Origin of the sequence: Ramlibacter sp. Leaf400, assembly GCF_001424545.1 — a bacterium.
GTDB lineage: Bacteria > Pseudomonadota > Gammaproteobacteria > Burkholderiales > Burkholderiaceae_C > Ramlibacter.
In genome coordinates, this window is record NZ_LMQL01000012.1 from 444695 (window position 1) to 459050 (window position 14356).

Here is a 14356-nt window from a genome sequence, read left to right on the forward strand (position 1 = left end):
CCATGCTCATGAAAGCAGATCCCACCCAGCAGCTCCAGCCTGCCGACGACGAGGGCACGCCCGTGTCGGTGAAGATCCGCGAGCGCCTGCTGGCCGCGCGCAAGCGCTTCCATTCCAACGACAACATCGCCGAGTTCATCGAGCCCGGCGAACTCGAGGCGCTGCTCGGGGAGGTCGAGGTGAAGATGCAGGGCGTGCTGGACAGCCTGGTGATCGACACAGCCAGCGACCACAACACCGGCGACACGGCGCGCCGCGTCGCGAAGATGTACCTGAATGAGGTGTTCCGCGGCCGCTACACGCGCCCGCCCACCATCACCGAGTTCCCCAACGCCGAGCACCTGAACGAGCTGATGATCGTCGGCCCGATCACCGTGCGGTCGGCCTGCAGCCACCACTTCTGCCCGGTGATCGGCAAGGTCTGGATCGGCGTGCTGCCCAACGAGCACACCAACGTGATCGGCCTGTCCAAGTACGCGCGCCTGGCCGAGTGGGTGATGGGCCGCCCGCAGATCCAGGAAGAGGCCGTCGTGCAGCTGGCCGACCTCATCATGGACAAGACCCAGCCGGACGGCCTGGCCATCGTCATGGAGGCCAGCCACTACTGCATGGCCTGGCGCGGCGTGAAGGACATGGACAGCAAGATGATCAACTCCGTGATGCGCGGCGTGTTCCTGAAGGACGCGGCGCTGCGCCGCGAATTCCTCGCGCTCATCCCCAGGCGCAACGGGAACTGACCATGCTCGTGCGCCTCCTGTACTGCAGCCGCGCGGTCGACACCTCGACCGAGGCCATCGAGTCCATCCTGACGCAGGCGCGCCAGCACAACCCGGTCAGCGGCATCACCGGCATCCTCTGCTACGGCGGCGGCATCTTCCTGCAGGCCATCGAGGGCGGGCGCATGCAGGTGTCCGACCTCTTCGGCCACATCCAGAAGGACGAGCGCCACAAGGACGTCGCCCTGCTGCACTACGAGGAGATCCTCGAGCGGCGCTTCGGCGGCTGGACGATGGGGCAGGTCAACCTGAGCAAGCTCAACCACTCCATCCTGCTGAAGTACTCCGAGAAGCCCGAGCTCGATCCCTATGCCGTCTCCGGCAAGGTGTCGCTCGCGCTGCTGGAGGACCTGATGGCCACCGCGGCCATCTGCGGCCGCGTCTGACCGCTCGAAGGCGCGCTGGCGAATGGCGGCCGTGACGTTCCGGATGCGACGGTCCCTCAGCTGGGGCCATTGCGATCCGGCCGGGATCATCTTCTATCCCACCTACTACCGCTGGATGGACGCGGCCACCTGGTCGCTGCTGGCCGAATGCGGCTGGCCCGGCGCGCGCATGCGCACCGAGCACCTGAGCATCCCGCTGCTGGACTCGCAGTGCGCCTTCCTGGCGTCGCCCAAGTTCGGCGACCAGATCGAGGTGCGGTCCACGCTCGATCGGATCGGCCGCAGCTCGTTCGCCCTGCGCCACGAGTTCATCCTGCTGGGCGACGACAAGCTGCTGGCCCGCGGCCTGGAGGCACGCGTGTGGGCGCGCTACGAGGCCGGCCCGGGCACGCCGCTGCGCAGCACGCCCGTCCCCGACGAGCTGCGCGCCGCGCTCGGCACGCCGGCGTGAGCGCGCCGGCGCTGGTCGGCTGCGACTTCTCCAGCAGCCCGACCCGGCGCAAGCCCATCGTGCTGGCCCTGGGCCGCGCGGACGGCGGCCGCGTGGTGCTGGAGCGCCTGCTCCCGCTCGACAGCCTGCCGGCCTTCGCGCAGTGGCTCGGGCAGCCCGGGCCCTGGGTCGGCGGCTTCGACTTCCCTTTCGGCCTGCCGCGTGAGTTGGTCGAGCACCTCGGCTGGCCGACCACCTGGCTCGAATGCATGGAGCACTACGCGCGCCTCGGCCGCGCCGAGATCCGCGAGACCTTCGCCGCCTTCTGCGCGGCGCGGCCGGCCGGCGGCAAGTTCGCCAACCGCCGCTTCGACCGGCAGGCCGGCTCCAGCCCGTCGATGAAATGGGTCAACCCGCCGGTCGCCTTCATGCTGCATGCGGCCGTGCCGCTGCTGATCGCCGCCGGTGTGCACATGCCTGGCCTGCACCCGGGCGATCCGGACCGCGTGGCCCTGGAGGCCTACCCCGGCCTGCTCGCGCGCGAGCTCATCGGGCGGCGCAGCTACAAGAGCGACGACCGCGGCAAGCAGACGCCCGAGCGCCTGATCGCCCGCAAGGACATCCTCACCGCGCTCGAGGCCGGCCGCACCCGGCTCGACGTGCGCCTGAAGCTCAGCAACGCCCAGCGCGACGCCCTGGTGCACGACGCCAGCGGCGATTCGCTCGATGCGGTGCTGTGCCTGCTGCAGGCGGCCTGGGCGCAGCGGCTCGGCCCTCCGCGCTGGGGCCTGCCGGATGAGCTCGACCCCCTGGAGGGCTGGATCGTCTCCGCGTAGGAGGCCGCCGCGTTCAACGGCTGAGCCATGGCCCGAAGGAGCCAAGGGGCCCCCGCGACCGCAACGGTCGACCTAGCATCCGCCTCTTCGACGACCCGACTGCCGAGCAGGCGCGTGTCGTCCCATCGGAGCGAACGCATGCTGAATGATCTGAACGCCGTGGACATCGCGGTCATCATCCCCTGCTACAACGAGGAGGTCGCGATCGGCCGCGTGGTGGAGGACTTCCGCCGGGCGCTGCCCAAGGCGCGGATCCACGTGTACGACAACGCGTCCACCGACCGCACCGCCGAGGTGGCGGCCCGGGCCGGCGCCATCGTCGGCCACGAGCCCTTCAAGGGCAAGGGCAACGTGATGCGGCGCATGTTCAGCGACGTGGACGCCGACGTGTACGTGCTGGTGGACGGCGACGACACCTACGACGCGTCGGTCGCGCCCTCGCTGGTTCGCGCGCTGCTGGACCAGCAGCTGGACATGGTCAACGGTGCCCGCGTCACCCAGATCAAGGAGGCCTACCGCTTCGGCCACCGCTTCGGCAACCGGCTGCTCACGGGCCTGGTCCAGCAGATCTTCGGCAAGCAGTTCGGCGACATGCTGTCGGGCTACCGCGTGTTCTCGCGGCGCTTCGTCAAGTCCTTCCCCGCCACCTCCAGCGGCTTCGAGATCGAGACAGAGCTCACGGTCCACGCGCTGGAGCTGCGCATGAAGACCGCCGAGCTGCCCACCCGCTACAAGGACCGGCCCGAGGGCTCGGCCTCCAAGCTCAACACCATCCGCGACGGCCTGCGCATCCTGCGCATGATCGGCCTGCTGGTGAAGGAGGAGCGGCCGCTGATGTTCTTCAGCTGCGCGGCCTTCCTGCTGGCCATGCTCTCGGTCGGCCTGGCCGCGCCGGTGGTGCTGGAATGGCTGCAGACCGGCCTGGTGCCGCGCATCCCCACGGCGGTGCTGTCGGTGGGCGTCATGCTGGTGGCCGTGCTCTCCATGGGCTGCGGCCTGGTGCTGGACACGGTCACGCATTCGCGGCGCGAGCTCAAGCGCCTGGCCTACCTGGACATCCCGGCACCGCGCTGGCCGGCTTTCGCGCGGCGCGCGGCGCGGTCCGCCGCGACCGTCACCCGCCTCGAGCCGGTGCTGCGCGAAACGGCCGATGACGAATCCCTGGTGATGGCCCGCCAGCGGATGGCGGTCTCCTGAAAGCTGCCGTGCAGTCCGGAACCGACCTCCTGTTCGGCCGGGAGCGGCATGCCGCTTCCGCCGCCGCCCCCACGTCCCTGGCCGGCTGGGTGCTCGCCTCGCTGGTGTTCTCGCTCTTCGTGGTGAATGCCGCGTTGCACTTCCCCGGGGTGATGAGCAACGACTCCATCGGCCAGTACCGCCAGGCGCTGAGCGGCCAGTATGGCGACTGGCACCCGCCCATCATGGCCTGGCTGTGGTCCTACCTGCGCTGGCTGGGCGACGGTCCCGCGCCGATGCTGCTGCTGCACCTGGCGCTGTACTGGTCGGGCTTCGGCCTGCTGGCCGACGGCCTGCGGCGTGCCGGGCATCCGCGCACCGCGCTGGCCCTGACGCTGGCCGGCGCCTTCCCGCCCTTCCTCTACGTCAACGCCCAGGTGGTGAAGGACGTGGGCATGGCCGTCACCTGGCTGGCGGCCGCGGGCCTGCTGTTCTGGTTCCGCGTGCAGCACCGCCGCGTGCCCTGGGCCTGGGCCCTGGCCATCGCGCTGCTGGCGTTCTACGGCACGATGGTGCGAACCAACGCCGTGTTCGGCCTGGGGCCGCTGCTGCTGTTCGCCCTCGCGCCGACCCGCTGGCTGCGCAGCGCGCGGCTGATGGTGGCGGCGGTGGTGGTGGCGGTGGTGGCGCTGCCGGTGGGCGCGGTCGCCAACCGGCTGCTGTTCAACCCCACGCCGCAGCATGCGGTGCAGTCCCTCTTCCTGTTCGACCTGATGGGGATCGCGGTGCACACCGGCGACCCGGCGGTGCTGGAGCCGCGAGCGACGTTCAGCCGCGAGGACCTGCGCGCCTGCTACACGCCCTACTGGTGGGACAGCCTCAGCCCCTGGGGCCGTTGCGCGGACCGCGTGCACCGTCCCGCCAACGTCGAGATGCCGACGCTGCCCGACGGACTCGCCGCGCACTGGGCCCGCAGCATCGCCGAGCACCCGGTGGCCTATGCCACGCACCGCCTCAAGTACTTCAATTCGGCGCTGCTGTTCGCGGTGCCGCCCAAGCACATCCGCCTGACGCCGGAGTACCGCACCGACGACCCGCGCGTGGCGCCGCTGGAGGTGGTGACCGAACGCGACGTGAAGCTCGACCTGCTGCGCAAGAACCCCGCCGTGTGGCCGGTCACCTGGCTGGTGTGGGCCGCGGCGCTGCTGGTGCTGTTGCGGCGCGAGCTGCCCACCGCGCCGGTCGCCCTGGCCCGCGTGCTGGCGGTGTCGGCGCTCGGCTATTCCGGCGCCTACCTGCTGGTGGGCGTGGCGACCGACATGAGGTACCACTACTGGTCGCTGCTGGCGGTGATGCTGGCCACGCTGGTCGTGGTGCCCCGCCTGGGCGAGTGGCTGCGGCAGCGAGATCGCGAGCTGTTGGCGGCGGGCGCGCTGGTGGCCTTCGTCGTGCTGGCGGGCGTCGCCTCGCGGCTGCTGGACTTCCGGGGGATGGTGTGATCGCGGCGGCGCAGGTCGCGCAGCTGCCGCCCCTTCTGCGCTTCGGGCTGGTGGGCGCGGTCGGCTTCGCGGTCGATGGCGGCCTGCTGCAGCTGCTGGTGTCGCTGGGCGGCTGGGGGCCGATCGCGGCTCGCGGGCTGTCGTTCCCGGCCGCGGTGCTGGCCACCTGGTGGCTCAACCGCAGCATCACCTTCCGCGGGCAGGACGGCGGCGGGCTCCTGCGCAGCCTGGTGCGCTATCTCGCGGTGAGCCTGGTCGGGACCGGCGTGAACTTCGGCATCTACACCTCGCTGGTGCTGGCGTCGACCACCATGGCGGCCCATCCGCTCGCGCCTTTCGCCATCGCCTCCGGCATCGCCCTGGTGTTCAACTACCTGGGCAGCAAGCACTTCGCCTTCAGGGGCTGAGGCGGCCGAAGGCCAGCAGCGCCTCGACGTCCGTGCGGTAGAGCCGCAGCAGCGGCCCTTCCGCCAGCTCGCCGGCCTGGCGCAGCACCTTTTCCACCGGCAGCTTCAGGCCGCTGACGTGCAGCGCGATGCCGCGCCCCTGCAGCAGCTTGCGCAGCGCGCTGAACACCTCCACGCCGGTGGCGTCGATGCGGTTGATCGGCTGCGCGAACAGCACGACGTGGCGGGTGTCGGGATGCGCCGCCAGGTGCTCCACCAGCACCCGTTCCAGCGCCGAGCCGGAGGCGAAATCCAGTTCCGCATCCATCCGCAGCGCATACGTGTCCTGCGCGATCGGCGCCAGGTGCCACAGGTGCCGGTCGCGCAGGCTGCCGTCCGGGTGCAGGCCGACCTCGATGATGCGCGGGTGCAGCCGCAGGTACAGGAAGTGGGCCAGGCCCACCACCACGCCGGTGAGCACGCCCCAGTAGATGCGCGGCGCCGACAGCAGCGTCGCGGCCAGCGTGATGCCGGCGGTCGCGGCTTCGACCCGGTCGATGTGCCACAGCGACGCGAACACGCGCGGCTTGAGCAGGCCGGCCACCGCCGTGACCACGACCGCCGCCAGCACCGCCCCGGGCACGTGGTACAGCGCCGGCGTGGCGACCAGCAGGACCAGCAGGACCAGCACCGTGACCGCCACCGTCGCCCAGCCGGTGCGCGCCCCGGAGTGCAGCGTGATCGCCGAACGCGAGAACGAGGTGCTGGTGGGGAAACTGCCGGAGAACGCCGAGGCCAGCTTGCCCACGCCCTGGCCGATCAGGTCCTGGTTGGCATCCCAGCGCTTGCCGTCGCGCTGGCTCTCGATCTTGGCGCTGGCCGCCATCTCGAGCGAGCTGACCAGCGCGAGCACGACGGCCGGCGCCAGCAGCACCCGGAAGGTGTCCCACTCCGGCAGGCCCGGCCAGTAGAAGGCGGGCAGGCCGGCCGGCAGCGCGCCGACCACCCGTCCCCGGTCGGCGTAGCCGGTGAGGGCGCTGATCGCGGCCGTGGCCGCCAGCACCAGCAGCACCATCGGCACCTTGGGCACCAGGCGCTTGCCCGCCTCGAACAGGACCACGCTGCCCAGCCCGTACGCCAGCGCCTCCAGGTCCAGGGAGGCGACGGAACCCTGGAGGATCGAGGACAAGGGTCCGCGCCAGCCGAGCAGCGCGGGCAGCTGCGAGGCGATGATGAGGATCGCCGCCGCCTGGCTGAAGCCGGTGAGCACGGGCGAGCTGACCAGGTTCAGCATCCAGGCCGAGCGGCTCGCGCCCACCACGAGCTGCATCACGCCCGAGAGCAGCGCCAGCCAGACCGCGAGCGCGACCCACTGGGCGGACCCCGGCTCGGCCAGCCCCACCAGCGAAGCGCCGATGAGCACGCAGCTCAGGGCCGACGGCCCGACCGAGAGCCGGGTGGAACTGCTGAACAGCACGGCCGCCAGGGCCGGCAGGAAGGTGGCGTAGAGGCCGGTCACCAGCGGCATGCCGGCCAGCCCCGCATAGGCGACCGACTGCGGGATCATCACCACCGTCACGGTGAGCGCCGCGACGATCTCGCTGCGCAGCAGGGCCGCGGTCGGGCGCGGCCAGCGGAGAAAGGGCAACCAGCGGGACAAGCTCTGCGGCATCACCCGAGCTTAAGCCAGCTCACCGTCATTCCCGCGGAGGGGGGAGTGCGGGGGCAGAACAGAACACAGAGGCACAGAGGCACAGAGGAAGACGGAGATCTCAAAAGGATTTCCTCCTCTTCCCTCTGTGCCTCTGTGTTCTGTTCTGTGTTCTGTGGCTCACCGCTGCGGCATGTCCTTGATGCCGTAGCCCAGGCTCACCGTCGCATCGGCCGGGATAGCGGGCATCTCCGCGTTCCACGCTTCCCACGCCGCCCGCATGCGCTCCAGGCGCTGCGGCTCGCGCCCGGCCAGGTTGGCGCGCTCACGCTCGTCGGCCACCACGTCGAACAGGTAATCGTTGCCGTCCACCCGCAGGTACTTCCAGCGGCCCTCGCGCAGCGCGCGCTGGCCGCGGTGGTTCATGCGCCAGTGCAGCGGCCGCGGGAAGGCGGCGCCCGGCTCTCGCAGCACCGGCAGCAGCGAGACGCCGTCCAGCGGGTAGTCGGGATGCGCGGATGCGCCGGCGGCTTCCAGCATGGTCGCCGACCAGTCCATCGTCATGCAGTGCTGGGGCGTCACGCCACCCTGCGGGATCACAGCCGGCCAGTGCGCGATCCACGGCACGCGGATGCCGCCCTCGGTCAGGTCCATCTTGCCGCCCACCAGCGGCCAGTTGTCGGAGAAGCGTTCGCCGCCGTTGTCGCTGGTGAAGACCACCAGCGTGTCGTCGGCCAGGCCGTGCCGCTGCAGCGCCTGCATCACCCAGCCGATGCCTTCGTCCATGTGGTGGATCATGCGGCGGTAGGTGTGGATGTTGCCGCCGTGCAGGTGGAACAGGTTGTCCTTCACCTCGGCCGCCAGGTGCGCGTCGTCGCGCGTCTCCCAGGGCCAGTGCGGGGCGGTGTAGTGCAGGCTGAGGAAAAAGGGCGCGTCGCCTGCGGCCATGCGGTCGATCCAGTCGACGGCGCGGCGCGAGATCAGGTCGGTGAGGTAGCCCTCCTCGTGCTTCTCCTCGTCGTTCACGTACAGGTCGTGCGTGCCGTTGTTGCTGGCGTGGCTGAAGTAGTCGACGCCGCCGGACATCGGGCCGAAGAACTCCTCGTAGCCCGACTTGAGCGGGCCGAACACCGGCGGGTAGCCCAGGTGCCACTTGCCGATCAGCGCCGTGCGGTAGCCCTCGTCCCGCAACAGCGAGGGCAGGGTGGGGTGCTCGGGCGGCAGGCCCAGCGTGGTGCTGCCCTTGCTGCGGCTGTTGATCGGTTCTTCCGCCGCGCCGCGCAGCCGGTACTGGTAGCGCGCGGTCATCAGCGCGAAGCGCGTGGGCGAGCACACGGGCGAATTCGCATAGCCCTGCGTGAACTTCAGGCCGGCGGCGGCCAGCCCGTCGAGCACCGGCGACACCGGCCCGAAGTCCGCGTCGCGGCCGCCGTAGCAGCCCAGGTCGGCGAAGCCGAGGTCGTCGGCCACGATGAAGATGAAGTTGGGGCGACGGCCCTTTTTCGTGGTGGTGTTGGTCATAAAAATAACTCAACACAGAGGCACGGAGGCACAGAGGGAAGAGGAGGAAATTTCATATGACTTTCTCTTCCTCCGTGTCCCTCTGTGCCTCTGTGCCTCTGTGCCTCTGTGTCGACTTTCTTCTTTCACTCGACTTTCATTCCCGTGGCGCGGATCACCTTGCCGTAGCGCTCCGACAGGTCGGCCAGGCGCTTGGCCGCGGCGGCGCCCTGCTGGCCTTCTGGGTGCATGTCCAGGCCCTGCAGCTTGGCGCGCATCTCCGGCCGGGCGAGGGCCTCGGCCACCGCCTTCTGCAGCGTCGCCGCGATGGGCTCGGGCGTGGCGGCCGGCAGCATGACGATGTAGAGCACTTCCTGCTCCAGCTGCGGCAGGCCGGCTTCGACCACCGTCGGCACTTCGGGTGCCAGGGGCGAGCGCTGGCGGCTGGTGACGGCCAGCGGCGTGATCTTGCCGGCCTTCACGTGCGGCAGCATGCCCGGCGTGGCCAGCACGCCGCCGGTGACTTCGCCCGAGAGCACGGCCGTCACGGCGGGCGCGTTGCCCTTGTAGGGGACGTGCGTGATCTTCATGCCGGAGGCGTCGGTGGCCATCTCCGCCGCCAGGTGGCCGGGGCTGCCGCTGCCGGCGCTGCTGAAACTCACGCCCTTGGACTTGCCCGCGGCCACCAGGTCCGCCAGGGTCTTGAAGCCGTTCGACGGGTTCACGCCCACCAGCAGGCCGGAGGAGCTCATCACCACCAGCGGCCGCAGGTCGGCCGGCTTGAACGCCATGCCCTTGTAGATGTGCGGGTTGACGGTGAAGGTCGAGTCGATGCCCAGCAGCACCGTGTGGCCGTCGGCCGCCGACTTGGCCACCGCGTCCGCGCCGATGTTGCCGCCGGCGCCCGCGCGGTTCTCCACCACGAAGGGCTGCTTGAACTGGCCTTGCAGCACCTCGGCGACCGAGCGCGCCAGCACGTCCAGCGGTCCGCCGGGCGGGAAGTTGACGATGAATTTCACCGGCCTGGAAGGCCAGTCGCCTTGCGCGAAGGCGGCGGTGACGCAGGACAGCGCGATCGCCGCGGCCAGGAGGAGTCTTTTCATGGATGGAGCTCCGGGGGGTCAATCGGCTTTCAGGTCCAGCCGTTTGACCAGCGGCTCCCAGCGCGCCATCTCGGCCTTCATCACCTGCTGCGCCTCGGCCGCGCTCGTGCCCTGGGCCACCAGGTCGGACGCCAGCAGCTTCGTGCGCACCTGCGGGTCTTTCATGATCTCCATGGCGGCGCGCTCGATCTGGGCGACCACCGCCGGCGGCGTGCCGCTGGCGGTCTGGAGCACCAGGCGGAAGCTCGCGTCCAGCCGGGGCTGGTTGAGCGCCTTGGCCAGCGTGGGCACGTCGGGCGCGAGCGGCGACGGCGTGGCCGAGGACACGGCCAGCGCGCGCAGCTTGTCGGTCTTCACGTGCTGGATCACGGTGGGCGTGGCCAGGAAACCGCAGTTCACCTCGTTGGACAGCACGGCCAGCGTGGCCGGCGCGGGGCCGCGGTAGGGCACGTGCTCCATCTTCGCGCCGGCCGCCTGGAGGAACATCTCGGCCGCCAGGTGGCCCGGCACGCCGGGGCCGCCGCTCGCATACGTCATGCGGCTGGTCCTGGCCTTGCTCACCAGTTCTTCCAGCGTCTTCGCGCCGACCGCGGGGTTGCACACCAGCATCTGCGTGAAGCTGGAGATCACCGACACCGAGACCAGCTCGTTGCGCGCGTCGAAGTTCTGGGTGCGGTAGACGAGCGGGTTGACCGTGAGCACGGTGTCCGGGCTGAGCACCAGCGTGTGCCCGTCCGGCTCGGCCTTGGCCGCCGCGCTGGCCGCGAGGTTGTTGCCGGCGCCGGGACGGTTCTCCACCACCACCGGCTGGCCGCCGCGCTTGTTCAGCTGCTCGGCGAACAACCGCGCCGTGATGTCGGAGGGGCCGCCCGGGGGCGAGCCCACCAGCAGCTTGACCGCCTTGGTGGGCCAGGCAGGCGACTGGGCCGCGGCGGGGACCACCGCGGCTGAGAGGACGGCGCCGGCCAGCAGCGGGCCGAGCAGGGGGATGCGAGCTTTCATCTTGGGCTACTCCTTCAGTCCGGCATCGCGCCGGAGCGGGCAACCAACCACTCTAGGTGCCGCACAATCGATTGATCAAATCAATCTTTCTCCTCGGAAACCCTCTATGCCGCACCGGCTGGATGAGCCCGTCGCGCTGGACGACCTGCTCCTGTACCGGCTGAGCCGCCTGCTGGCCACGGCCGGCAGCATGGTGATCCGGCTGTGCGAAGGCCGCTTCGGCATCACCCGCCGCGAATGGCGCGTGCTGGCCTTGCTGGCGCAGCACCCGGGTCTGATGTCGTCGCAGCTGGCCGAACGCGTGCAGCTCGACCGGGCCCGCACCTCGCGCGCCGTGACCTCGCTGGTGGCCAAGCAGCTGGTGCTGCGCCAGGCGGGCGAGGCGGACCGGCGCCAGGCCCGGCTGGCGCTCACGCCGGCCGGCCGCGAGCTCTACCGCGAGCTGTTCCCGCTGGTCTCCGCCATCCACCGCGACCTGCTGGGCGTGCTGGACGCGCGCCAGCGCGACACGCTCCACACCGCCCTGGAGCGCATGCAGGCCAAGGCCGAATCGCTGGTCGCCATGGCCGACCTGCCCAAAGCCGACCGCCGCCGCGGCGGCCGCGCCCGCAGGACCATGGGATGAGCACCCGCGGCGGGTCCGGTCGGCGCTGGATGGTCGCGCGCGGCTGGAAGCCGTTCGCCTTCCAGCGCGAGGTGTGGCAGGCCATCGCCGAGGGCCGCAGCGGGATGCTGCACGCCACCACCGGCGCGGGCAAGACCTACGCCGTGTGGCTGGGCATGCTCGATGCGCTGCTGGAGCGCCATCCACCGGGCCGGTCGGCCGAGCCGCTGCGCGTGCTGTGGCTGACGCCGATGCGCGCGCTGGCGGCCGACACCTCGCGCGCGCTCCTGCTGCCGTTGCAGGACCTGGCGCCGAACTGGACCCTGGGCCAGCGCACCGGCGACACCCCGGCCGGCGAGCGGGCGAAGCAGGACCGGCGCTTCCCCACCGTGCTGGTGACCACGCCCGAGTCGCTCAGCCTGATGCTCACCCGCGAGAACAGCCGCGAGGAGCTGGGCTCGGTCGGCTTCGTGGTGGTCGACGAATGGCACGAGCTGATCGGCAGCAAGCGCGGCGTGCAGGCGCAGCTGGCGCTCGCGCGGCTGCGCCGCTTCAACCCCGCGCTGGTGACCTGGGGCCTGAGCGCCACCCTGGGCAACCTGGAAGAGGCGATGGCCGTGCTGTGCGGCGAGCAGGCGGTCCCCGCGCCGGCGCTCGTGCGCGGCAAGATCGACAAGAAGCTGGTGATCGACACGCTGATCCCGCCCGAGCCCGGCAAGTACTCCTGGGCCGGCCACCTGGGCAAGCGCATGCAGGAGCCGGTGGTGGAGGAGATCTCGCAGGCGCCGGGCACCACGCTGGTGTTCACCAACGTGCGCTCGCAGGCCGAGATCTGGTACCAGCTGCTGCTGGAGGCCCGGCCCGAGTGGGCCGGGCAGATCGCGCTGCACCACGGATCGCTGGACCGCGCGACGCGCGAGTGGGTGGAGCTGGGGCTGAAGGACGGCAACCTGCGCGCGGTCGTCGCCACGTCCTCGCTCGACCTGGGCGTGGACTTCCTGCCGGTGGAGCGCGTGCTGCAGATCGGCTCGGCCAAGGGCGTGGCCCGCATCATGCAGCGCGCCGGACGCAGCGGCCACGCGCCGGGGCGCGCCAGCCGGCTCACGCTGGTGCCCACCAACACGATGGAAATCATCGAGGCCGCCGCCGCGCGCTGCGCCGCCTACGAAGGGCGCATCGAGAAGCGCGCGTCGCCCGAGCAGCCGCTGGACGTGCTGGTGCAGCACCTGGTGACGATCGCGCTGGGCGGCGGATTCAAGGCCGACGAGCTGTTCGAAGAGGTGTGCAGCGCGTGGGCCTACCGCACGCTGACGCGCGAGGCTTTCGACTGGGCGCTGGCCTTCTGCGAACGCGGCGGCGAAAGCCTGTCGGCCTACCCGGACTACCACCGCATCCGGCCAGACGAGGACGGTGTGTACCGCGTGCCCGACCGCGGCATCGCCCGGCGCCACCGCATGTCGGTGGGCACCATCGTCAGCGACGCGGCCATGCAGGTGAAGTACATGACCGGCGGGACGCTGGGCACCATCGAGGAAGGCTTCATCGCGCGGCTGCGCAAGGGCGACCACTTCTACTTCGCGGGCAAGCTGCTGGAGTTCGTGCGGGTGCGGGAGATGGCGGCCTACGTGCGCCGCGCCACCCGCAGCAAGGGCACGGTGCCCACGTGGAGCGGCAGCAAGATGGCGCTGTCCACCGAACTGGGCGATGCGGTGCTGGAGATGATGCAGGCGGCCGCGTCGGGGCGCTACGCGCATCCCGAGCTGGAGGCGGCGCGCCCCATGCTGGAGACCCAGGCGAGGCTGTCGCGAATCCCGACGCCGGACACGATCCTGGTGGAGAGCTTCCGCTCGCGCGAAGGCCAGCACCTCTACATCCACCCCTTCGCCGGCCGCCACGTGCACCTGGGGCTGGCCAGCCTGCTGGCCTGGCGGCTCGCGCGCGACCGGCCCAACACCTTCAGCATCTCGGTCAACGACTACGGCTTCGAGCTGGTGAGCGCCGAACCGTTCGACCTGGCGCCGGTGATCGACAAGACGCTCTTTTCCACCGGCGAGCTGCTGCACGACGTGCTGGCGTCGCTCAATTCGTCGGAGCTGGCGCAGCGGCGCTTCCGCGAGATCGCGCGCGTGGCCGGGCTGGTGTTCTCGGGCTATCCGGGGCAGCCCAAGAGCATGCGGCAGCTGCAGGCCTCCAGCGGGCTCTTCTTCGAGGTCTTCCGCAAGTACGACCGCGGCAACCTGCTCTTGTCGCAGGCCGAGCAGGAGGTCCTCAGCCAGGAGCTGGAGATCTCGCGCCTGCGCGCGACGCTGGAGCGCATCCGCGAACGCGAGCTGGCGCTGGTCGAACTGCGCCATCCCAGCCCCATGAGCCTGCCGCTGATGGTCGAGCGCTTCCGCGAAAAGCTCACCACCGAGCAGCTGTCCACACGGCTGGACCGCATCCTGCGGGACATGGAGCGCGACACCCGCTGAGGTTTGCGCGAGTCCTCCTACAGGCGCTTGCGCGGATGCGGGGTGGCGCGCGGGCGGGGGGCGCACCTAGAGTGGGTGCATGGACTTACGACCGATTGGCCTGGCGATGTGGATCGCCTCCGTCGTGGCGGTGGCGGCTTGCGCTCCTGGCGACGATGACCCCGACAGCAACACGGCGCCAGCGGCCTCGACACGGCCCCAGGCCAGCCCGCAGGCGGGACGCACGCCGGTGGGCACGGCGCCCCTGCAGCGCACGCAGGACCGGGCGCAGGCCGGCGATCCCGCGGCCGTGCTGGGCGCGGCGCCCGGCACGATGCGCAACGACGACTCGCAGATCACGGCCAAGGTGAGGGCCGAACTGGCGGCCGCGACCGACCTGGGCGGCGCGCGCATCGACGTGGACACGCGCGACGGCGTGGTCACGCTCAGCGGCCCCGTGCGCACGGCGGCCGTGAAGGCCCGCGCCAGCGAGATCGCCCGCCAGGTGCGCGACGTGCGCGACGTGAACGACCAGCTCACGCTGGTCATGAGCTGAT

14 protein-coding genes are annotated in these 14356 nt (G+C 70.9%); 10 read left to right on the plus strand and 4 right to left on the minus strand.

The genetic code is table 11. The annotated features are described in order from the left end of the window. The first annotated feature begins 2 nt into the window (after positions 1-2). The 7 genes from folE to ASG30_RS22795 all read left to right on the plus strand — a co-directional run bounded on the left by folE (position 3) and on the right by ASG30_RS22795 (position 5510). Positions 3-737, plus strand: a complete 735-nt coding sequence (gene folE, locus ASG30_RS17875) for a GTP cyclohydrolase I (protein WP_200947323.1) — start codon at positions 3-5, stop codon at positions 735-737. Positions 738-739: 2 nt separating this feature from the next. After that, positions 740-1162, plus strand: a complete 423-nt coding sequence (locus tag ASG30_RS17880) for a BLUF domain-containing protein (RefSeq protein WP_055899820.1) — start codon at positions 740-742, stop codon at positions 1160-1162. A gap of 43 nt (positions 1163-1205) precedes the next feature. Beyond that, the gene (locus ASG30_RS17885) at positions 1206-1613 is read left to right on the plus strand and encodes an acyl-CoA thioesterase (protein ID WP_162243752.1); all 408 of its coding nucleotides are present in this window, start codon (positions 1206-1208) and stop codon (positions 1611-1613) included. Further along, positions 1610-2428, plus strand: a complete 819-nt coding sequence (locus tag ASG30_RS17890) for a DUF429 domain-containing protein (RefSeq protein WP_055899826.1) — start codon at positions 1610-1612, stop codon at positions 2426-2428. The genes ASG30_RS17885 and ASG30_RS17890 overlap by 4 nt, the downstream gene beginning before the upstream one ends. A gap of 138 nt (positions 2429-2566) precedes the next feature. Further along, positions 2567-3625, plus strand: a complete 1059-nt coding sequence (locus tag ASG30_RS17895) for a glycosyltransferase family 2 protein (RefSeq protein WP_082522172.1) — start codon at positions 2567-2569, stop codon at positions 3623-3625. Between the two features lie 8 nt (positions 3626-3633). Continuing rightward, entirely contained in the window at positions 3634-5103 is a 1470-nt protein-coding gene (locus ASG30_RS22790; RefSeq protein ID WP_055899829.1) for a hypothetical protein, read from the plus strand. After that, positions 5100-5510 (plus strand): GtrA family protein, encoded by a 411-nt coding sequence (locus tag ASG30_RS22795; protein ID WP_055899832.1) that lies wholly within the window; start codon positions 5100-5102, stop codon positions 5508-5510. Before ASG30_RS22790 ends, ASG30_RS22795 begins: the two co-directional genes overlap by 4 nt. Here ASG30_RS22795 and ASG30_RS17910 read toward each other — a convergent pair. The 4 genes from ASG30_RS17910 to ASG30_RS17925 all read right to left on the minus strand — a co-directional run bounded on the left by ASG30_RS17910 (position 5500) and on the right by ASG30_RS17925 (position 10745). Next, positions 5500-7161, minus strand: coding sequence for a SulP family inorganic anion transporter (locus tag ASG30_RS17910; RefSeq protein ID WP_055899835.1), 1662 nt, complete (start codon positions 7159-7161; stop codon positions 5500-5502). The genes ASG30_RS22795 and ASG30_RS17910 overlap by 11 nt on opposite strands. A 159-nt stretch (positions 7162-7320) precedes the next feature. Further along, positions 7321-8661, minus strand: a complete 1341-nt coding sequence (locus ASG30_RS17915) for a sulfatase family protein (protein ID WP_055899838.1) — start codon at positions 8659-8661, stop codon at positions 7321-7323. Positions 8662-8786: 125 nt separating this feature from the next. Then, a complete protein-coding gene (locus ASG30_RS17920; RefSeq protein ID WP_055899841.1) occupies positions 8787-9743 on the minus strand; it encodes a Bug family tripartite tricarboxylate transporter substrate binding protein in 957 nt (318 codons plus the stop codon). Between the two features lie 18 nt (positions 9744-9761). Next, the gene (locus ASG30_RS17925) at positions 9762-10745 is read right to left on the minus strand and encodes a Bug family tripartite tricarboxylate transporter substrate binding protein (RefSeq protein WP_082522173.1); all 984 of its coding nucleotides are present in this window, start codon (positions 10743-10745) and stop codon (positions 9762-9764) included. A 106-nt stretch (positions 10746-10851) separates the two neighbouring features. Here ASG30_RS17925 and ASG30_RS17930 point away from each other — a divergent pair, with 106 nt between their 5' ends. From ASG30_RS17930 to ASG30_RS17940, 3 genes are all read left to right on the plus strand, one after another. Further along, complete coding sequence (locus tag ASG30_RS17930) at positions 10852-11370, plus strand: MarR family winged helix-turn-helix transcriptional regulator (RefSeq protein ID WP_055899844.1); 519 nt, start codon at positions 10852-10854, stop codon at positions 11368-11370. Continuing rightward, positions 11367-13820, plus strand: a complete 2454-nt coding sequence (locus ASG30_RS17935) for a ligase-associated DNA damage response DEXH box helicase (protein ID WP_055899847.1) — start codon at positions 11367-11369, stop codon at positions 13818-13820. The genes ASG30_RS17930 and ASG30_RS17935 overlap by 4 nt, the downstream gene beginning before the upstream one ends. 79 nt (positions 13821-13899) lie before the next feature. Beyond that, a complete protein-coding gene (locus tag ASG30_RS17940; RefSeq protein ID WP_082522174.1) occupies positions 13900-14355 on the plus strand; it encodes a BON domain-containing protein in 456 nt (151 codons plus the stop codon). The last annotated feature ends 1 nt before the right edge of the window (position 14356 follow it).